Annotated in this window: 20 protein-coding genes; 10 read left to right on the top strand and 10 right to left on the bottom strand. The window is 29.5% G+C overall.

Annotated features, from left to right (window positions below; genetic code table 11):
* Positions 1 to 5 precede the first annotated feature (5 nt).
* The 5 genes from ACZ49Z_RS08145 to ACZ49Z_RS08125 all read right to left on the bottom strand — a co-directional run bounded on the left by ACZ49Z_RS08145 (position 6) and on the right by ACZ49Z_RS08125 (position 6356).
* On the bottom strand, positions 6 to 287 hold the full coding sequence (locus ACZ49Z_RS08145; RefSeq protein WP_464307675.1) for a F0F1 ATP synthase subunit delta/epsilon: 282 nt from the start codon (positions 285 to 287) through the stop codon (positions 6 to 8).
* A 76-nt stretch (positions 288 to 363) separates the two neighbouring features.
* Positions 364 to 1875 (bottom strand): F0F1 ATP synthase subunit beta, encoded by a 1512-nt coding sequence (atpD, locus tag ACZ49Z_RS08140; protein ID WP_464307674.1) that lies wholly within the window; start codon positions 1873 to 1875, stop codon positions 364 to 366.
* Positions 1876 to 2029: 154 nt separating this feature from the next.
* Entirely contained in the window at positions 2030 to 3877 is a 1848-nt protein-coding gene (glmS, locus tag ACZ49Z_RS08135; RefSeq protein ID WP_464307673.1) for a glutamine--fructose-6-phosphate transaminase (isomerizing), read from the bottom strand.
* Between the two features lie 9 nt (positions 3878 to 3886).
* The gene (locus ACZ49Z_RS08130) at positions 3887 to 5533 is read right to left on the bottom strand and encodes a DUF4270 domain-containing protein (RefSeq protein WP_464307672.1); all 1647 of its coding nucleotides are present in this window, start codon (positions 5531 to 5533) and stop codon (positions 3887 to 3889) included.
* A 16-nt stretch (positions 5534 to 5549) separates the two neighbouring features.
* Positions 5550 to 6356, bottom strand: coding sequence for a glycogen/starch synthase (locus tag ACZ49Z_RS08125; protein ID WP_464307671.1), 807 nt, complete (start codon positions 6354 to 6356; stop codon positions 5550 to 5552).
* A gap of 107 nt (positions 6357 to 6463) precedes the next feature.
* Here ACZ49Z_RS08125 and panC point away from each other — a divergent pair, with 107 nt between their 5' ends.
* The 10 genes from panC to ACZ49Z_RS08075 all read left to right on the top strand — a co-directional run bounded on the left by panC (position 6464) and on the right by ACZ49Z_RS08075 (position 17661).
* Positions 6464 to 7312, top strand: coding sequence for a pantoate--beta-alanine ligase (gene panC, locus ACZ49Z_RS08120; protein ID WP_464307670.1), 849 nt, complete (start codon positions 6464 to 6466; stop codon positions 7310 to 7312).
* Positions 7313 to 7397: 85 nt separating this feature from the next.
* Entirely contained in the window at positions 7398 to 7748 is a 351-nt protein-coding gene (gene panD, locus ACZ49Z_RS08115) for an aspartate 1-decarboxylase (protein WP_464307669.1), read from the top strand.
* Between the two features lie 2 nt (positions 7749 to 7750).
* Positions 7751 to 8710 carry a lysylphosphatidylglycerol synthase transmembrane domain-containing protein gene (locus ACZ49Z_RS08110; RefSeq protein ID WP_464307668.1) on the top strand — a complete coding sequence of 320 codons (960 nt, stop codon included), beginning with the start codon at positions 7751 to 7753 and terminating at the stop codon, positions 8708 to 8710.
* Positions 8711 to 8750: 40 nt separating this feature from the next.
* On the top strand, positions 8751 to 9962 hold the full coding sequence (locus ACZ49Z_RS08105; RefSeq protein WP_464307667.1) for an alpha/beta hydrolase: 1212 nt from the start codon (positions 8751 to 8753) through the stop codon (positions 9960 to 9962).
* A 10-nt stretch (positions 9963 to 9972) separates the two neighbouring features.
* Positions 9973 to 11334 (top strand): DNA repair protein RadA, encoded by a 1362-nt coding sequence (radA, locus tag ACZ49Z_RS08100; protein ID WP_464307666.1) that lies wholly within the window; start codon positions 9973 to 9975, stop codon positions 11332 to 11334.
* Between the two features lie 114 nt (positions 11335 to 11448).
* Positions 11449 to 11850, top strand: a complete 402-nt coding sequence (locus tag ACZ49Z_RS08095; RefSeq protein WP_464307665.1) for a prepilin-type N-terminal cleavage/methylation domain-containing protein — start codon at positions 11449 to 11451, stop codon at positions 11848 to 11850.
* A gap of 490 nt (positions 11851 to 12340) precedes the next feature.
* A complete protein-coding gene (locus ACZ49Z_RS08090) occupies positions 12341 to 13747 on the top strand; it encodes a GspE/PulE family protein (RefSeq protein ID WP_464307664.1) in 1407 nt (468 codons plus the stop codon).
* Positions 13748 to 13782: 35 nt separating this feature from the next.
* Entirely contained in the window at positions 13783 to 15936 is a 2154-nt protein-coding gene (locus ACZ49Z_RS08085) for a type II secretion system protein GspD (RefSeq protein WP_464307663.1), read from the top strand.
* Complete coding sequence (locus ACZ49Z_RS08080; protein ID WP_464307662.1) at positions 15936 to 17138, top strand: hypothetical protein; 1203 nt, start codon at positions 15936 to 15938, stop codon at positions 17136 to 17138. Before ACZ49Z_RS08085 ends, ACZ49Z_RS08080 begins: the two co-directional genes overlap by 1 nt.
* On the top strand, positions 17125 to 17661 hold the full coding sequence (locus ACZ49Z_RS08075) for a hypothetical protein (RefSeq protein WP_464307661.1): 537 nt from the start codon (positions 17125 to 17127) through the stop codon (positions 17659 to 17661). The genes ACZ49Z_RS08080 and ACZ49Z_RS08075 overlap by 14 nt, the downstream gene beginning before the upstream one ends.
* On the opposite strand, the gene ACZ49Z_RS08070 is transcribed toward ACZ49Z_RS08075, so the two are convergent.
* The 5 genes from ACZ49Z_RS08070 to ACZ49Z_RS08050 are packed head-to-tail and all read right to left on the bottom strand — an operon-like array spanning position 17658 to position 21298.
* Positions 17658 to 18785 carry a type II secretion system F family protein gene (locus ACZ49Z_RS08070; RefSeq protein ID WP_464307660.1) on the bottom strand — a complete coding sequence of 376 codons (1128 nt, stop codon included), beginning with the start codon at positions 18783 to 18785 and terminating at the stop codon, positions 17658 to 17660. The two genes, ACZ49Z_RS08075 and ACZ49Z_RS08070, sit on opposite strands and share 4 nt — an antisense overlap.
* Complete coding sequence (locus ACZ49Z_RS08065; RefSeq protein ID WP_464307659.1) at positions 18763 to 19251, bottom strand: PulJ/GspJ family protein; 489 nt, start codon at positions 19249 to 19251, stop codon at positions 18763 to 18765. The genes ACZ49Z_RS08070 and ACZ49Z_RS08065 overlap by 23 nt, the downstream gene beginning before the upstream one ends.
* Positions 19244 to 19576 (bottom strand): hypothetical protein, encoded by a 333-nt coding sequence (locus tag ACZ49Z_RS08060; protein ID WP_464307658.1) that lies wholly within the window; start codon positions 19574 to 19576, stop codon positions 19244 to 19246. The genes ACZ49Z_RS08065 and ACZ49Z_RS08060 overlap by 8 nt, the downstream gene beginning before the upstream one ends.
* Positions 19564 to 20826, bottom strand: a complete 1263-nt coding sequence (locus ACZ49Z_RS08055) for a hypothetical protein (RefSeq protein WP_464307657.1) — start codon at positions 20824 to 20826, stop codon at positions 19564 to 19566. Before ACZ49Z_RS08055 ends, ACZ49Z_RS08060 begins: the two co-directional genes overlap by 13 nt.
* Positions 20816 to 21298, bottom strand: a complete 483-nt coding sequence (locus tag ACZ49Z_RS08050; RefSeq protein WP_464307656.1) for a hypothetical protein — start codon at positions 21296 to 21298, stop codon at positions 20816 to 20818. Before ACZ49Z_RS08050 ends, ACZ49Z_RS08055 begins: the two co-directional genes overlap by 11 nt.
* Positions 21299 to 21306 lie beyond the last annotated feature (8 nt).

The following is a 21306-nucleotide window of genomic DNA, read 5'->3' as shown; positions in this document are numbered from 1 at the left end:
TTGTTTTAATCAGCTAAAACAATAACTTTATTTTCATTCATTTCGATAGTACCTGAATCAATTGGTAACCAAAACGTTTGCTCATTAATTTTACTAAATTTAGAAATAAATTCTTTTTCTATTTTAATATTTTGAGCGTTTATCTTCACGTTTCCTTTTGTTAACAATGAAACAATTGGTGCGTGATTATTTAACATTTGAAATTCTCCATTAACTCCTGGAACTGCTACCGAAATAACTTCTCCTTTAAATAATGTAGCTTCTGGCGATACTATTTCTAAAATCATATTTTCTAGTAATTAGTGATTAGTAATAGTGATTAGCTAACATATTAAATGCTGCAACTAAACACTGAATACTAAATTAAGCTTCTGATAACATTTTTTCTCCAGCCTCAATAGCCTCTTCAATTGTCCCTTTAAGGTTAAAAGCTGCCTCTGGAAGATGATCTAACTCACCATCCATAATCATATTAAAACCTTTGATAGTATCTTTGATATCTACCAAAACTCCTTTTAATCCTGTAAATTGTTCTGCTACATGGAAAGGTTGAGATAAGAAACGTTGCACACGACGCGCTCTTGACACAACTAATTTATCTTCTTCTGATAATTCTTCCATACCAAGAATTGCGATAATATCTTGTAATTCTTTATAGCGCTGTAAAATCTCTTTTACTCTTTGAGCACAAGCATAATGCTCATTTCCTAAAATTGTTGGTGTTAAAATACGAGAAGTTGAGTCTAATGGATCAACCGCAGGATAAATACCTAATTCTGCAATTTTACGAGACAATACTGTAGTAGCATCCAAGTGAGCAAATGTTGTTGCCGGTGCAGGGTCAGTTAAGTCATCCGCAGGTACATAAACCGCTTGTACAGATGTAATAGATCCTGTTTTTGTTGATGTAATACGCTCTTGCATAGCTCCCATCTCTGTAGCCAATGTTGGTTGGTAACCTACCGCAGATGGCATACGTCCTAAAAGAGCTGACACTTCAGAACCAGCTTGAGTAAAACGGAAAATGTTATCAACGAAGAAAAGTACATCTTTTCCTTGTCCATCTCCTGCTCCATCACGGAAATACTCAGCAATAGTTAAACCAGATAAAGCAACACGCGCACGTGCTCCTGGTGGTTCATTCATTTGACCAAACACGAAAGTAGCTTTAGATCCCTTCATAGTATTTTTATCTACTTTAGATAAATCCCAACCACCTTCTTCCATAGAATGCATGAAATCATCACCATACTTGATAATTCCAGATTCTAACATTTCTCTTAAAAGGTCATTCCCTTCACGTGTTCTTTCACCTACTCCAGCGAATACAGAAAGACCACCGTGACCTTTTGCAATATTATTAATCAACTCTTGAATTAATACTGTTTTACCTACTCCAGCACCACCGAAAAGACCAATTTTACCTCCTTTTGCATAAGGCTCAATTAAATCAATAACTTTAATCCCTGTAAACAAAACTTCAGTAGAAGTTGATAAATCTTCAAATTTTGGAGCTGGTCTGTGAATTGGCAAACCATTTGAACCTTCTTTAGGTAAATCACCTAAACCGTCAATTGCATCACCAATTACATTAAATAAACGACCAAACACTTCAGAACCAATTGGCATTTGAATAGGAGTACCAAGACTTGCAACTTCTTGCCCTCTTGATAGACCGTCTGTAGAATCCATAGAGATTGTACGAACAGTATCTTCACCAATGTGAGATTGTACTTCTAATACTAATTTTGTTCCGTCTGCTTTAGTGATTTCTAATGAATCATAAATTTTAGGAAGCTCAGCATTTTCCGTGTTAAATACCACGTCAACAACTGGTCCGATAATTTTTGCAACTTTTCCTGTAACTTTAGACATTGCTTATGTATTTATTTAATAGCTATTTAGTATTGAAAAACCGATACATTTTTCAGATTGCAAAGATAGTTTTTTTGTTAACAATTTTGCAATAATTTCTTTGAGTTTTTTGAAATAAAAAAGCGAAAACATCAAATTCGCTTTTTTATATATATTATTCTACAGTAACCGATTTGGCTAAATTTCTTGGCTGATCCACGTTACACCCTCTCATTACTGCAATATGATAAGACAGTAATTGCAAAGGAATTGTTGTTAATAATGGTGTTAACGCTTCTGAAACTTCAGGAATCTCTATTACATGATCTGCTAAGGCTCTAACCTGAGTATCTCCTTTTGTTACTACAGCAATAATTTTTCCACTTCTTGATTTAATTTCTTGAATATTACTCACTACTTTATCATAATGCCCTTTATTTGGAGCAATCACCACAACAGGCATTGATTCATCAATCAAGGCAATAGGCCCATGTTTCATTTCTGCAGCAGGATACCCTTCTGCATGTATATATGATATTTCTTTCAACTTTAACGCTCCTTCTAATGCCACTGGAAAATTGTATCCTCTTCCAAGATACAAACAATTTGGTGCATCTTTGTAACTTACAGCAATTTCTTTTGCTACTTCATTACTCTTTAATGCCTCAGTTACTTTTTCTGGAATCAATTCTAATTCGAACAAATATCTTTGATAATCTGAATTTGTCATTTTCCCATTAGCCTTAGCTAAACGCAATGCTAACATTGTTAAAACAGTGATTTGTGTTGTAAACGCTTTTGTAGAAGCTACACCAATTTCTGGTCCAGCATGCGTATATGCTCCTGCATGAGTTTCTCTCGAAATAGATGACCCCACAACATTACACACTCCAAAAACAAAAGCTCCATTTTCTTTTGCTAATTTTATAGCCGCTAAAGTATCTGCAGTTTCTCCCGACTGAGAAATTGCTATTACAACATCATCTTTATTTATAATTGGATTTCTATACCTAAATTCTGAAGCATATTCAACCTCAACAGAAATTCTAGCGAATTCTTCAATAATATATTCCGCAACTAAACCAGCATGCCATGAAGTACCACAAGCAATAATTATTATTCTCTTTGCATTAAGGAATTTTTCAATATTATCCTCTACCCCTGCCATTTGAATAATCCCTTTATTAGCTAACAACCTACCTCTATAAGTATCTTTTATAACATTTGGCTGCTCATAAATTTCTTTCAACATAAAATGATCATATCCTCCTTTTTCAATTTGCTCCAAATTCATTTGAAGCTCTTGAATGTAAGGATCAACCAAAGAATCATCTTTAATTTTACGCACTTTCATTGGCTTGTGCAGACGCACAATTGCCATTTCTTCATCTTCTAAATATATAGCATTTGAAGTATATTCTATAAAAGGTGTTGCATCTGAGGCAATAAAAAACTCATCTTCTCCAATTCCAATTGCTAATGGACTTCCTAGTCGAGCTACAACTATTTCATTTGGTTTTTCTTTATCAAAAACAGCAATTGCATAAGCACCAACGACTTGATTCAAAGCAATCTGAACCGCCTTTCCTAAACCAACATTTTCTTTCTTTTTCACATCTTCAATCAAATTGACCAATACCTCTGTATCAGTATCTGATTGAAAAGAATAACCTCTATTTATAAGCTCCTTCTTTATTGGTTCATAATTCTCAATAATACCGTTATGAATAATAACAATATTACCAGAATTTGAATAATGAGGATGCGAATTTATATCGTTAGGAACTCCATGAGTTGCCCAACGCGTATGCCCCATACCAATTTTTCCAAATTTAGTATTCTCTTCTGCTGCTCTAATTTCTAAATCCGAAACCTTCCCTTTGGTTTTTGATAATTTTAGATCATTACCATCAAACAACACTACTCCTGCACTATCATATCCTCTATATTCAAGTCTTTTTAAACCTTTAATTAGAACTGGATATGCATCTCTATGACCTATATAACCAACAATACCACACATAAATTAATTTTAATTAGCTTTAGTATAATAAATTTCAAACTTCAATCTTTTTGCTTCAGGAACCTGTGGTAAATTACCATATAAAACTGTTCCTAACGGATTCATGATCGATCCAATTGGAACATTTTGATTAGTAGTCCCCACAAAGGCATTTTTAATCCCGTATCTATTACCGTTATTTATATTTTGTGTAACCGAAAGCCCTAATCTAACATTTTTATTAGTATTAGAATCTGTTCCTCTAATTAATCTATTAATATGACTACTCAATTTAATTTTATATTTCGTATCAACATCGTCTTCTTTTACTAAAATACCACCATAGAAAAATTTATTATTTTCTGGATCTGTAGCTGTTGAACTATCAAAGATATAATCCAAAATAGGAATATTATTAGTAGCATCATATAAAAAGATTCTAGTTGAATTACGTTCTTGCTGTTCGTTTTTTATATAAAAAGTTAAAAACGCATCATTAATCAATATTTTTTCATCTCTCAATTGCTGCAACTCATCTGGCGTTGAATCTCCATTGGCATCTTCACCAAATAAATCTATAAAAACAACAGAACCGTCTCCTCCTTTAGGATAAAGAAACTCATCTCCAATAGTTTCATTTGGAGAACCTATAGCATTTACATAATTCACATTTGATGTATTCTCAAAGAAATTAACTGTATTTCCTTTTAAATTCAATCTAAAATTCTTCTTCTTCAATTCATCTGTTGTTAAAACAGCTTTTGAATGGTATTGTATATTAATATAAGCTTTTGAAAAATCTAACATTGCCATAACGTTTGAATTTCCGTTATCATTTACTTGAAAATACAATCCTTTTAAATACTCTTTAAAAACATTATTATTTACCAAATCAGCATCCGATGCATTTAAAATTCTATCTTTAAAAAAAGTTTTATTCAAATTAATCCACATTCCTGGAGCTATTCTTTCCTTAACCACTCTTTTCGTTAAATCTGTAGTTACAGCACCGTCACTATCTAACCACGCACCTGTACTATTTGTTTTATAAATAATAATTTCATCATCTTTAAACTGAAATGCAGTGTTTTCAGCAGCATTTGCACCATCATTCAAATGAGGATTAGCCCCAATAAGATTTTCAACAAGACTTTTCTGGTCTGAATAATATTTCTGACTAACAGAAGGATCTGCTGCATCAAAACTTCTCAAATAATATTTATTTTCAAATATTTTCAAATCTAATGAAGCCGTCTCAACATTACCAAAAACAGTAGACTTTAAAAACTCATAAGTATTTGGCTCTATTCCAGAACCTGTTGCATTCTGCTTTGTGTAATAAGGAACATACAAATATACTGAATCGTTCGCTTGAATGTCAATTTCAATTCCAAAATCAGGAGCCACACTACCCAACTCTAACTGAGTTACAAAAGTAGATTTACTCCCTCCAAAAAAACCATCTGAATAAAAACCTAGTGTATTTACTGGTAAATTATTTGACTGCACAGCACCTGTTGCTTTAGTATAAGCAACTAAAGACACGTCTTTTTTTACAGAAAGTTCAAAATGACCATCTCCAATAACATCCGATCCAATTGTATTATAATCTTTATCACAAGAAACAACACTAAAGACACTTAGTACTAATACTATTTTTAAAGCAATTTTTTTCATTTAATTCTACCGTAATTTATAAAATATGTTTTTTAATGAAATTTGTATATATTTCATTCATTTCGTCTTTCGGAGCGAAAGGTAAAAAAGGTTTTTCGGAAGTTTCTATATATTTTGTTAAAGTTGGATTCAATCCTTCAGACCCTACAACGATTCCATCTGAATGATCGATTGTCAACTTCATTAAGTTCTCATAGGTTGGCGATTTGATTCCAGATAAAACTTTAGCATCAATATTATCAAAACTCATTTTATTGATTAGCTCAACATCTAACTCTCCTTCAAAACCTAAATTATAAACCGAAGTTATAATTTTTGTATCTGCAAAAATACCTTCGTTTTTATAATAATGTTTCAAATAAACAGGAAGTAATGACGCCATCCACCCTTGAACATGAATTACATCGGGAACCCAATTTAATTTTTTCACAGTTTCAACGACACCTTTAGCAAAGAAAATAGCTCTTTCGTCATTATCGGGATAAAGATTCCCGTCTTCATCTGAAAAAGTAGCTTTTCTTTTAAAATACTCATCATTATCTATAAAATAAACCTGAATCCTCTCTTTTGGGATGGAAGCTACTTTTATAATTAAAGGCATATCCATATCATTAACTACTAAATTCATTCCTGACAAACGAATAACTTCATGTAGTTGATGTCTTCTTTCATTTATATTTCCATAACGAGGCATAAAAATTCTAATTTGCCCCCCGATATCATTTATCATTTTAGGAAATTCATACGATTGTAACGAAACTTCGTTTTCCGCTAAATAAGGCACCACTTCAGATGATACGTACAATATCCTCTTATCTTCCATAATTATTTTTGTTTAACATTTGTTTTTAAAAAACACGCAAAATTACAAAAATTTATGGATTTATCTAGTAAAATAGTAAGTTTGCATACTAATTAACATAAAACAAGATGCTCATTTTTACAGAAAACGAAACTTTAACACCCTACTTATCTTCTCTAAAAGCCCCTGAGAAATCCATAGGTTTTGTTCCAACAATGGGAGCACTACACGAAGGTCACTTATCTTTAATTAAAAAATCTTTGCAAGAAAATGACATTACTGTAATGAGTATTTTTGTTAACCCAACACAGTTCAACAACAAGGAAGATTTGGAAAAATATCCTAGAACTCTAGAGGTTGATATTGAAAAAATAAAGAAAACAAGTAACCATGTTATTGTATATGCCCCAACTGTTAAAGACATATATAATGATACTATCATTTCTCAAAATTTCGAATATGACAACCTAGAGTATCAAATGGAAGGCAAACATAGACAAGGTCATTTCAACGGTGTTGGAACAATTGTGAAAAGACTTTTTGAAATTATTAAACCTACAAATGCTTATTTTGGAGAAAAAGATTTTCAACAATTACAAATAGTAAAAAAACTAGTCTCTAAATTTGAAATCCCTGTAAATATAATAGGTTGCCCAATTTACAGAGAAGAAAACGGTTTAGCAATGAGTTCTAGAAACGAAAGACTAACTAAATCTTCCAGAGAAAAAGCTGGAATTATTTTTGAAACTCTAAAAAAAGCAAAAGAAATGTTCAAAAAAAAATCTGCTAACGAAGTTACTTTATTTGTAGTCAATACTTTTAAAACAATACCCGATTTTCAATTAGAATATTTTGAGATTGCAGACGAAACAACATTATTAAATAGCAACAGAAAAGAAAAGAAGAAAAAATACAGAGCCTTTATTGCAGTTTACGTTGAAAATATTAGATTAATCGATAATATTGCATTGCAATAAAAAAATCAAATTAAATTTAAAATTAAGAAAAACATATTTACAGGAAAAATATATTTATTTTATTCAAAATAATTAACTTTGTACCATGCATATTCAAGTAGTAAAATCAAAAATTCATAGAGTAACAGTAACTGGTGCCGATTTGAATTACATAGGAAGTATAACCATTGACGAAACGTTAATGCAGGCTTCTAATATTATTGAGGGTGAAAAAGTCCAAATTGTTAACATAAACAACGGCGAACGTTTAGAAACATACGCTATAAAAGGACCAAAAAACACAGGTGAAATTACTTTAAACGGACCAGCAGCTAGAAAAGTTCACAGAGGAGATATTATTATTATTATCTCTTATGCTTCAATGGAGTTTGAAGAAGCCAAAAACTTTAAACCTACTCTTGTTTTTCCAAACGAAAAAGACAACTCGCTAACCTAATTTTGAGTTCTCCATTAAAAAAAACATTAAAGATTACAATCCCTTTATTATTAGGGATTGGTCTTATATATTATCAATATACCAGTTTTAGTAGCGAACAATTAGAAGTTATAAAATCCTATTTTAGGAATGCTAATTATTTTTATGTATTTTTATCTATTATCATCTCTCTTTTAGGGTATTGGTCAAGAGCATACAGATGGAAATATTCATTACAACATCTAGGATATATGCCAAAATTCCATAATTCTTTTTTTGCTGTTTCAATTTCATATTTAATGAATCTCACCATACCAAGGTCTGGTGAAGTAACTAGAGCTGTAATTTTAAAGAAATATGAACACATTCCTTTTGATAAAGGTTTCGGTACAATTGTTGCGGAAAGAGTTGTAGATTTTATCATATTCCTATTGTTTGTTATTACAGCTTTTTTTTTACAATTCAACAAACTCAGTGAATTCATTTTCTCCAATATCTCACCTAACAAAATACTCTGGTTAACCCTGTTTGGGTTTCTCTCGTTATGTGTTTTTCTGTTTGTATGGAGATGGGCTAAATGGTCAATTATAATAAAAATAAAAGCTAAATTTAAGGGTTTAATAGAAGGAATGACCAGTATTTTTAAAATGAAGAAAAAATGGAAATATCTTTTTCATTCATTTTTTATTTGGTTTTGCTACTTAATGATGTTTTATATTTGTATTTTTTCACTAGAAGAAACAGCTACATTATCCTTTGAAATTGTCATAATGGGATTTATTTTTGGTAGTTTAGCTGTTGGATTTACAAACGGTGGGATTGGAGCTTTTCCTATATCTATAGCTAAAGTATTGCTTCTCTATGGTATTTCCGAAGATATTGGAACCGCACTAGGATGGATTATTTGGACTTCTCAAACCTTATTAACTATTATTCTAGGTATTTTATCCTATATTTTTTTAAATATTTTCAATAAAAATTAATTAGTATCTTGCTATTTCATTTTAACACCTAAACACAATCATGAAAACTAAATTATTCCTACTAATTACTCTGATTGCCAATACTATATTCTCGCAAAGAGTAAACGAAACCATTCAATCTGAAAAACTTCAAGAAACAAGAGCCTTCACAATCTCTTTACCTCCAAATTATGAATTTGATGTAGATAAAAAATATCCTGTACTTGTATTGTTAGATGGAGAATACTTATTAAACCCTTTTGAAGGAACATTGAAATATGGAAATTACTGGGACGATTTACCCGAAATGATTATTGTTGCCATCAATCAAAATTATGGGGAAACTCGTTTTAACGATAGCGAATATGATTATACGGGTTTACCTTCAGAAAAAGGAGCAGCATTTTTTGAATTTATAGGTTTTGAATTATTACCTTTTGTAGAAAAAAAATATAGAACTCAACCTTTTAGAATTATTGCAGGTCATGATACAACTGCTGGTTTTTTAAACTTTTATTTATACAAAGACGACCCTATTTTTAACGCCTATATCTCCTTAGCTCCTGAGTTAGCACCTGCAATGGAAAAAAGAATAGCTGAAAGATTAAGCCTTATTACCAAACCACTTTTTTATTACCAAGCAATTGGCTCTGGAGACATTAATGAGATTAACAATAATGCAAAAATATTACATGGTAACATCAATGCAATTCCTAATAAAAAATTCAAATATAGATTTGATGAAATAAAAGATGCATCTCATTATTCTGTAGTTCCACAAGCAATACCCCAAGCGATCTATTTTATTTTTAATGGTTTCCAGCCAATATCCATGGTAGAGTTTCAAGAAAAAATTGCAACCCTTGATAAAGGATATACACAATATCTAATTGATAAATATACTAATCTTGAACAAACAATAGGCATTAGCGTAAAGCCTAGGTTAACTGATTTTAAAGCAATTGAAGCTGCAATTCTTAAAAACAAAGCTTATCCAGAATTACAAGAATTATCAAAATATGCAGACAAACATTACCCAAAAACCACACTTGGTGTGTATCACCAAGCATTATATTATGAAAAAATGGGTGAATTTAAGAAAGCATTAAAAGAATACAGAAGAGCTTTCGTTAAAGAAGAAATAAAAGAAATTAGAGAGCTAACTAAAGATTACATGATCACTCGTGCTGAAGGTTTAAAAAACAAAGAAGACGAATCTAAGGTAGAAGAATATGTAGAGCCAGAGCCAGCACAGGAAGATAAAAAAGAATAATATTTAAAACATGAGCAAAGTCAAAATTTCTTTTTTTTGTCAAAATTGTGGCACATCATTTTCAAAATGGCAAGGACAATGCCATGCTTGCAAAGAATGGAATACTATTGCAGAAGAAATCATACAAAAAGAAGAAAAGAAAGCTTGGAAAGCAGATTCAAACATCGTTACTAAAGCAGCAAAGCCTTTACTTATTAAAGAAATTGACAGTACTCAAGAAATTAGATTAAACACTACCGACAATGAACTAAATCGAGTTCTTGGTGGAGGTCTTGTTCCTGGTTCACTAACACTTCTGGGAGGTGAACCTGGAATAGGGAAAAGTACTCTTTTACTTCAAATTTCCCTAAAATTACCTTTTAAAACACTTTACGTTTCCGGAGAAGAAAGTCAGAAACAAATAAAAATGCGTGCCGAACGCATTCTTCCTAGTAGTGAAAACTGCTATATTTTAACTGAAACAAAAACACAAAACATATTTAAACAAATTCAGGAAATGCAACCTGAAATTGTTATTATAGATTCAATACAAACACTACACACAGACTATATTGAATCTTCTGCTGGAAGCATTTCTCAAATTAGAGAATGCACTGCAGAACTTATAAAATTTGCTAAAGAAACAAATGTTCCTGTCATTCTAATTGGTCATATTACAAAAGACGGCACAATTGCAGGCCCAAAGATACTAGAACACATGGTAGATACTGTCCTTCAATTTGAAGGTGACAGAAACCATGTTTACAGAATACTTAGATCTTTAAAAAATCGTTTTGGATCCACAGCAGAATTAGGCATTTATGAAATGCTAGGTAATGGTTTAAGAGAAGTAGACAACCCATCAGAAATATTAATATCTCATAAAGAAGAATCACTTTCTGGAACTGCAATTGCATGCACACTTGAAGGAATGAGGCCGTTAATGATTGAAATCCAATCGTTAGTAAGTACTGCAGTATACGGTACACCGCAACGGAGTACAACAGGCTATAATGCCAAACGGTTGAACATGATTTTAGCTGTTTTAGAAAAAAGAGCTGGATTTCGACTAGGAATGAAAGATGTATTTCTCAATATTACTGGAGGAATCTCTGTAGACGATACAGCAATAGATCTAGCGGTTGTAGCTGCTATTTTATCATCTAATGAAGACATTGGTATAGAAGAAGGCTTTTGTTTTGCAGGAGAAGTAGGTTTATCTGGTGAAATTAGACCCGTAAACCGAATTGACCAACGTATTCAAGAAGCTGAAAAATTAGGCTTTACTACTATTTTAGTTTCTAAACACAATAAAATATCCATCAAGAATACTATAATTAAAGTAGTTCTTGTTTCTAAAATTGAAGACGTTGTTAGTGAATTGTTTGGGTAGCTTGAACGAAATAATTATTTATATTTACTCGCCCTTAAAAAATCAAAAAGTATATATAATTTTTTACAACCTCAATTGTATTAATTTTTCTACTTTTGTATAAAGAAACAAAAAATGAAACAAAAAAAATTAAAATCATTTAATCTACAAGAAATGCTTATTGTTTTGGCAATAATAGGGATATTATTATTACTTGCATTACCTAACCTAATGCCTTTAATAACTAAAGCAAAAAGTGTAGAAGCTCAAACTCAACTTAAATTTATTTATAATTCTCAAAAGCAATACCATTTTATGTATTCTAAATATAGTAATGATTTGAATGAAATTGATTTTGAAAGACCAAAAACTGTAAAAGAAAATGGTAGCGCAAATTATCAATATGAAATAATTGAATCTTCTAATTCTACATTTAAAGTACGAGCTACTTCAGTTACAGATTTTGATAATGATGGAATAATAAACATTTGGGAAGTAGATCAAAATGGAATCCCTAAAGAGACTGTAAAAGATTAGTGTTTATTTTCCTAAAAATATTAATTCTACTTGTCTTTGTTATCATTTTCTACCAAGATTCAAAAGAAAGGTTGGTACATTGGTTTCTTTATCCTTTATTGGGTATTATAGGTTTTTCATTACAATTTAAATTTAACGAATGTAGCACTATCTTGATTTATTCATTAATCAACTTGATTTTAATATTTATCTTACTTCTAGTCACTTACATTTATTTTGTTTTATTTCTTAAAAAACAATTTATTGATAAAAGTATCGGATTAGGGGATATTGTAATGTTTATTTCTATATCTTTTATTTTTCCGACTATTACATTTTGGATTCTTTTTACTATTTCTTTATTATTTTCACTAGCTTTATATCTAATTTTAAAATCCATGAAAATTCAAGATAAAACAGTTCCTCTTGCAGGAAATATGTCAATATTTTTTGGATTTATATATTTTGTAACATTTTTTATAGATGAAAAAATCCTATATATATATTGACCATGAAAGATCATTTAATCCCTATTGATGTTCAGCAGCAAATATCTGCTGATATAGCCTACAGATATAGAGTAGTTCCTTTCGCAATAAATAATGGAAAAATATTTTTTTTTACAGATTCAAAAAAACTTAAAGAAACAGCAAATGAATTAGAAATTGTCCTTGATAAAAAAATAGAACTTGAATTCAAAGAAAGTTCATTAATAGATCAGTATCTATCCATTAATTATAGAAAAAACTCAAACGACAAAATTTCTAGCATTGAATTTTCAAATGATTTCTTAGAAAGAATCGTATTAACAGCAAAGGAAATTGGCAGTAGTGATATTCATTTTGAGCCTTATGAAAATAGAGCTCGAATAAGATATCGTCTTGATGGTAAACTAAAAGAACAATTCTACATTGCTAACGAAGAATACCCTATAATAATTAATAAAATTAAGATTCGCGCTCAATTAGACATTTCTGAAAAAAGATTACCTCAAGATGGCAGAATAACCATTTCAACACAACATGATGATTTTGACATTAGGGTATCGATACTACCTACATTACATGGAGAAAAAGTAGTTCTACGATTACTAAGTAAAGATACTTCTCATGTTAATATTGAATCACTAGGGTTTAATGATAACGAACTAAAGATTTACTTAGAGAGTATAAAAAAACCGAATGGAATAGTTCTAATTTCTGGACCTACAGGTTCTGGAAAAACCACAACGCTATATGCAACATTAAAATTATTAAACCAAATAAATACAAACATACTAACAGTTGAAGACCCAATTGAATATACATTAGAAGGAATTAATCAAGTACAATTAAAAGAAAATATAGGTTTAGATTTCGCGACTACTTTACGAACATTCCTAAGACAAGATCCTGATATAATAATGGTTGGAGAAATAAGAGATGTAGCTACTGCAAATATGGCAGTTAGAGCTGCTCTAACTGGACATTTAGTTCTTTCAACAATACACACAAACTCTTCATGGGCTACGATTTCAAGATTAGTAGACATGGGTGTTCCTTCTTTTTTAATAGCTGGAACATTGAACTGTAGTATCGCACAAAGACTTGTCCGAAAATTATGCAAATCATGTAAAAAAGAAGAAAAAATTGATGTAAGTGTCTTTCCTTCAGGATTTGAAGTTCCAGAAAATTTAAAATCTCATTTTACAGCAACTGGATGTAATAATTGCTTCCATACTGGATATAGTGGAAGAAAAGCAATTTATGAAATCTTACCAATTACTTCAGAGCTTACTGAATATATTAAAAACGGCAGAACATCTATAGACGAATATCTCACAAAGAATAATATCTCAACATTAAAAACAAATGCATTAAAAATGATTATAGACGGTGAAACTTCGGTGGAGGAAGTATTTTCGTTATTAATGATTTAAATCTTATATATTTGACAAAAAATTCAATTAAAATAATGAAACAATTCCTTTTAGTTTTTATTCTACTTTTATCTTTTACAATTAAAGCTCAAGATGCTAGAATTCAACAAATTAAAAACAACATAGAAACTATAACACCAGACTCTCCAGGACTTGGACAAAAAGTGAATGTCAATATTAGACAAGCAGCTCTTTCTGAGTTCTTATTAGCTGTTTCAGAAATACATAAAGTAAATATTAGCGTAGCTCCTTCTTTGGAGCAAATTATGATTGTAAATAATTTTTCTGACGTTACTGTTGCAGATTTACTTATTTTTCTATGCAAAGAACATAACTTAATTATAGATTTTACTGGTAATATTTTAGCAATTAAACCCTATCAAAAACCTGTTGAAATTCCTCAAGAAAAAATAATAGATGTTGTTTATAGACATAATGACAACTTATTGAGCTTAAATCTTAAAGAAGATAAGTTATATGATTCTTTTAAAAAAATAACTAATGAAAGTGGAAAAAACATCGTTTTTGAACCTGGTTTAGAAAACAAGTTATTAACAGCATACATAGTAGACACTCCTTTTGATGATGCTCTAAATAAATTAGCATATGCAAACAACCTTGAACTAAAAAAAACAAAAGACAATTTTTACTTATTTAATAGCTTAGAATCAAATTATGAAAACTCTACAAGTGATAAAATAAATTCAAAAAGACCTTCAAAACCTATCAGGTCTAGGAAATCAAATTTCTATTTTGAAATATTAGATTTAGATAAAAAATTGTTAAATGTCGATTTTGAGAATACCCCTATTTCAAGTATAATTTATGATATTGGGAATGACTTAAATTTAGATGTATTTATTTCTAGTCCTTTAGAAAATGCGGGTAACGCTACATTAAAAGCCAAGCAAATTACTTTCGACGATTTATTAAACAAAATATTTGAATCTAAAAACAATGTAAATTCTAATAATAGTTCTAGTTTTCAAACTCAAAATAATTCTCAGGGATTAGGCGAACAAAATACATCGTCAGATAGTTATACCTATTCTAAAAAAGACAACATATATATCTTCGGGTTAAAAAGCCAATTAATCGTTAGAAACATAAAACTAATAGCACTAATGCATCGTTCAATTGAGATATTAAGCGACCCAAATAAAGAAACAGGTCGCTCGGCAGGAAGACTCAATAATACAAATAATACCGTTACGAATTTCAGTTCGAACAACGATAATACTAGAGGAGTTTCTAATTATCCATCAAGTATTAATAATACACCAACTCAAGAAAAAACAGGAGGCAGTATTTTAGATATTTTCCCAAGAGAGATTTTAAGTGGAATTGACGTAAAGGTTGATACCGAATTAAACAGCTTTATTGTAAGTGGTCCAACAGAAAATATTTCAAGATTTGAAGAATTTGTAAAATATATTGACAAACCTGTACCAGTAGTTCTAATTGAAGTAATGCTTTTAGAAGTAAATAAGAGTGCAACAATTGAAACTGGAATTTCGGCTGGAATTGGAGATAAACCAAAAGCAACAACTGGGACAGTATTTCCTAGTGCAGACATCACTTTAGGAGCGCAAACTTTAAACAAAATTATTAATCGATTTGATGGTTTTGGTTCATTAAATATAGGAAGCGTTATCCCGAATTTCTATTTAAGTTTAAAAGCATTAGAAAGTAACGGCTCTGTCAATATACGATCCACCCCAAGACTCTCTACTTTAAATGGACATAGAGCTTCACTTTCAATAGGTGAAACAACATATTATGTTGTTACAAATCAAAACTTCTATGGCTCACAAATTCCTCAAACATCAGAAATAAAAAATTATCAACCGATTGATGCTGAATTATCACTATCTATTCGCCCTCTAATTTCTGGAGATGGCCAAATAACAATGGATATAAAAGTAGTTCAATCTAGTTTCAACGGGCAAAAAGTAGATAAAGATGCTCCTCCTGGAATTAATTCAAGAGAATTTACTTCTATAATAAGAGTTAAAGACCAAGATCTAATTGTTTTAGGAGGTTTAGAAGAAAAAGTAAAAAATGACACAGGTTCAGGAGTACCTCTTCTGTCGAGAATACCAATCATAAAATGGCTTTTTAGCTCAAGAAAAAGAGAAGATAATAAGAAAAAATTAACTGTAATAATAAAACCAACAGTAATTTATTAATGATTAGTACAAAAATTGAAAATAAAATTATTGGTAAACAATATTTAGGAATTGAAATTTTTTCTACTGAAGATATAGAAAAGATTAACTGTGTTTTGACAAAAAAACACGCAGATGAGCTTTTAATATCAGATTATTTCAAATTTATTTCAATTAAAAATATTTCTTTAGACAAATTCAGCGAAATACCTGTTATTTTAACTATTAACACCAATAAAGTATTAATTAAAGAGTTTGATTCTGTTGAAAAAAATGATTCCCTTTTAGTAAAAAAAGCATTTTCGAATCTAAATTTAGATGATTTTTATTATGATATTTGGAGATTTGATGATAAAAGCATCATTTCATTAGTTCGAAAAAATTATATTGATGAAATAATAAACTCACTACAAAATGAACATAAATTAGCGATTGGATCTGTTTTTATAGGGATATCTCAAATAAAAAACACACTAGATTATATAAATCAGGATATAATAATTCTTAATGGGAAAAAATTTGACAAAAAAAATAGCTGCGTTGAATTTGGTTTTTCACAAAAGGAACAAAATATCTACGAAATAAGCGGCATGAAAATTAAAGGGGAAGATTTAACTTCTTTCTCAGGTATAATTTCTTTCCTTTCTTCAAATCTTGGTAATGGATCAATCAATGAATTAAACACCAAAATAAAATTTACATTTCTACAAGGAAAGCTTTTTAAATTCCTTTCGCGAATTACAATCTTTGGTTTACTTTTTATATTATTAGTTAATTATTTGTTTTTTACACGTTATTTTGATAAATATCAGGAGTTGACAATAAAAAACCAACAAGAAATAATGAACCTAACCAAAATTGAAAAATTAAAAAAAAATGTTTTAGAGAAAGAGAAAAAATTAAAAGAAATTGCTTTATCAAGTTCTGAAAAAATTACAGTTAAAGTAAATGAAATATCAAAATCAATCCCAAAAACGATACTTCTTGAAAAATTCAATTTTCAGCCTATAGAAAAAAAAGGGAATCATGAAACCTTAGCGTTATTCAAAGAAAATATAATTGAAATTAAAGGGATTACAGTTAACAGCGATGATTTTACAAATTGGATTGAACTTCTTTCTAAAAAAAAATTTATCAAAGAAGTTACAATAGTTGATTTTGGGAAAGATGAAAATAAAGATTTATTATTTACCATTAGTATTAGTCTAAATGAAATTAAATAAAAAAAATAAAATACTTGTTATTGCAATATTTACCTCAATTATATTAGTTTATAAATTGGCTATTTCAAAAACAATACATTATTATGGATTATTGAATAATCTAAACCAAAAAATTGAAAGCTTTGAAAATCAAAATAATGCTGCAAACATGTTAGCTGCAAAAAATAAAAAATTAAATACAATTCTCGAAAAGTTAAATTACAATAGTGAAATAAAAAACCACCAAAACAGCCTCTTAAGAGCGATTAATGAACATGCCCTGCAATATAACCTTATTGTTGCTGAGTTTCAAGAGCCTAAAACTATTAGTGACTTAAACACTAAAATTACACATTATTATTTTAGAATAATAGGAGATTATAATAAAACATTACTCCTTCTTAACTATTTAGAAAACAATGCAACTTTTGGAAAGATAAAACATTTTAACACTATAAAAAAGATAAATTACAAAGAAAACAACAAATTCATAACAACCGAGATTATCTTAGAAAAGAAAACCTATTTAGACACCAAAAACTAGCCAATTGCATTACTTAATTGAAACATTGGCAAATACATAGCGACCAACAAAACAGCAACAATTAAACCAACAATTAGAATGATAAAAGGCTCCAATAATGTTGACAATATTTTTGATTGTTGTGTTACTTCTTGATTATATTGATCATTTAATTGTTTAAAAACATAATCTGTTTGATTCGTTTCCTCTGAAACCTTTACTAATGATACCATTTTATTGTCAAAAAAACGACAATCCTTCAGACTTTCATGAAGTGAATTTCCTTTTAGAATGCCTTCTTCAACTTTCGCTAAATCTTCTTGCAAAGGGATAAAGTCAATCATTTTACTAACCAGTTGTATGCTATTTAAAATTGGAATTTTTGAACTCGTTAACAAACTTACTGCTTGTGTAAACTGAGCTAGATATACTTTTTTAATAAAAGAGCCAAAAACAGGTGTTTTTATGACTAAACTTTGAGTGACTTTTTTAAAAAATAAATTCTTGTTAAAAAATTTAACCCCAATTAAAAACAACACAAAGAAAATTAAAAAATAAACGCCATAACTCTTCATAAAATCAGACAGACCAATAATCCTTTTTGTTATCCAAGGTAATTCGATGTTGTTTTGCTGGAAGATCCCTTGAAACATTGGAACAACATAATTTAACATAAAAACAATGACTAACAAAGCTGTGCTTAAAATGATGGCAGGATATGTTAATGCAGCTACTACAACTCTCTTTTGTTCATTCTTTCTTTCAAAAAAATTACCTAACTGCTCCGTAACTTTAGCTGTATTACCAGTTTCCTCTCCAATTTTAAGAGAAAAATATTCATATTCTGAAAAAGATTTAGTTTCATACATGCTTTCAGAAAAAGATTTTCCATTAATTACATCGTTTAATATTCTTTCAAAAAGCAATTTATCTTTCTTGCTTTTTTGGTTTTCAACAACTAATACCAAAGCTTCTTTTAAAGTTATTCCTGCTTTAAGTAAAACACTCATCTCCAAATAGAATGAATATTTCTTTTTATTAGAGAATTTGCTTTTAAAAAGTATAATTTCTGTTTCAAGTAATTCTTGAATTGATTTTTTTTTGTTTTCCTTATTTGCGGATTTATTGTCTAATTTGAAAGCCATCTAAATTAATTTCATTGAGTTCTGTAGCATCATTTTTTCTATACACAAATATAGCTCTATAAACACCTTTCTTAGGTTCCAAAACAATTTTTAAAGCATCAATTCTTCCTATAGTAATAATTTTATTTTTATAATAAAAATCAATTTTATTCATTTTTTTTGCTATTGTATCATTATTTGTAATTATAAAATTATCTTTTATAGTATAAAAAGTAGAGTCTAATTCATTTTTGAATTTAATCAAATTCTCATCATTGATAGAAATCTCTGAGTATTTATTAAAATCAATTATAAATTTACTTTCTAATAATTCTCTTTTTGTTGTCTCTTCTGCATTTGTTTGTAATATTCGAATTTGTTTTCTTACTAAAGTTAAAATCGAAAATGCCAAACCAACTACTATTGCCGTAATTACTAATACTACAAGCATTTCAGAAAGGGTAAATGACTTTACTTTATTATTCATTGATTATAATTGTTCGTCTTATCTCTTTTTTTGTAACTTTATTGGAAGCAACAATTAAAACATAAGGTTTTACTCCTGTTTCTTTTGTAATAAAAATATCCCAATTTTGTACTTCTTCATAATAAGGTAGTACTATTTCCTGTTGAATATATAAGTATTCCAGTTCATTTAATCGTGTTTCGGCAACTTCTTTTTTTTGATGAAAAGTATTAAAAAATAAATTATTTATAACTAAACTAGCAAGTAAAAAAACAACTACAATTAGGATTGTCGCTACTAAAGTCTCAATAAGAGTAGCCGATTTTACTTTTTTTAATACAACCATTTCATGACACTTTTAGGCTGATTTTCAAAAAGCAAACCACTATAATAATCTGGAAGCATTTCTGAAGATAAAAACGCATTATAAAGATGATTAACAAACAAAGTTCCTGATGTATTTGAGATAAATTGGTGTGTATAAACAGAACCGATTACACTCCCTTTTAATTCAAAGTTCCCTTCACAGTATATTTCACCCAGAAGCACTGTGTTTTTATTGCAAAACAAATCAACAGCAAAATTGTTCGATAAATTGGAAGCGAAACAACATATAATGCCTCTGACAATTGCATATTCATCTATAAAAAGAAGATTTTCATAGTTATTATCTTTATGCTCTTTCTTTAATGTGAGAGATGAAGGATAGTCCAAGGTTACATTTTTTCCAACCTTTATGCTTTTTGATGCAACTACTTGAAAAATACCTTTAACATTATCTTCAATTATTACATTTGGAGCTATTAAAACTACATCTTTTAATTTGGATTGCTTCGTTACTCTTATCAATGTATCCGATTTAATTATAATATTTCCAGTAAATTCCTCTTGTATTGATATCAAATCTTGACTATAATACCATTTTGTGTCTTCAAAAAAAGAATTTCTATTGTTAGAATCCACTATTAGAAAGTCATCGTCCTTTCTTGGTATAGCAGTTGTCAAAAGCTTATTTATGTTTTTCTGAAAAGTTGTGTTTAAACTTGGCAATTGATCCGAACTTCTTTGAATAGTTCCATAAATTAATTGATCACCATAATAACTGTTTCCTTGAATATTTCCTGGTTTCACTCCTTGGCTTGACAGTAAAGTTGTCCCTTCAATTTTAGTATCTCCAACAACCGCAAGAGGTTTAAATAAATCTTTAAGATAAAGAACACTCCGCGTGTTTGAGTCAAAATGTGAACCAATTAAGGCTATTTTTTCAAACCTATTAGTTCTATTTAATGTTTTAATTTTTGTTATTTGAAAAATACCCCAATAATCACTTATTGCTTTTGTTTCTTGAAATGAATCTTCAATATTAGTAATTGATAATGTGTCTCCGTTAACTCTATTCTCATTCAAAACAGTAGCAAAACCATTATTTATGGCTTTAATATTGCAATTATTGACATTTAGTTGCTGCCCAAAAAACAAAAAAGTATATAAATATAAAATTAGCCCAAAAAGAAGTAGAGCAACTATTGCAGCTGTATATATAGCAAATTGAAGTGCTCCTGAAAAAATTCTTTTATTATATCGTTTATTCTTCAATTAGAATGGTTTTTAATTCTCCTTTATGCTTGATTGTTAATGTTTTTCTGTCGCCTTTAATTAGCTTAACATCTTTTTCTTCCTCTCCTTGCTTCATCAAATATGTATTGCCATCAATAATCATCATGAAAATTTTAACTTTATCATTCAAATCTGACACGATTCCTTTATACTTAATTATTGGCTCTTTAATTTCTTCTTTCTCTTTATAATAATTAGTACTATTCCCAGAATTATCAACTAATTCCTTTTCAACTACAACATTCAACTCGCCAGAAAAAGGGTCTCTGTATTCGGTATCTATTAAAGTAGTATCAGGTTCTCTATAATCAACCTCTGCAATTAACAAAGTGTTTTGAGAGGCTACATTATCGTTTGAGTTATTTGAAAAATTAAAAAATTGATACCCTATCATTCCCCAAATCCCTAAAACAAGAGCTAATAACAAATAGGTATTTTTTTTACTCTTCATTACTGCAA

The organism is Flavobacterium sp. KY-23415, assembly GCF_055384985.1.
Note: the sequence above shows the minus strand (reverse complement) of the source record. Positions and strands in the feature narration are given on the sequence as shown.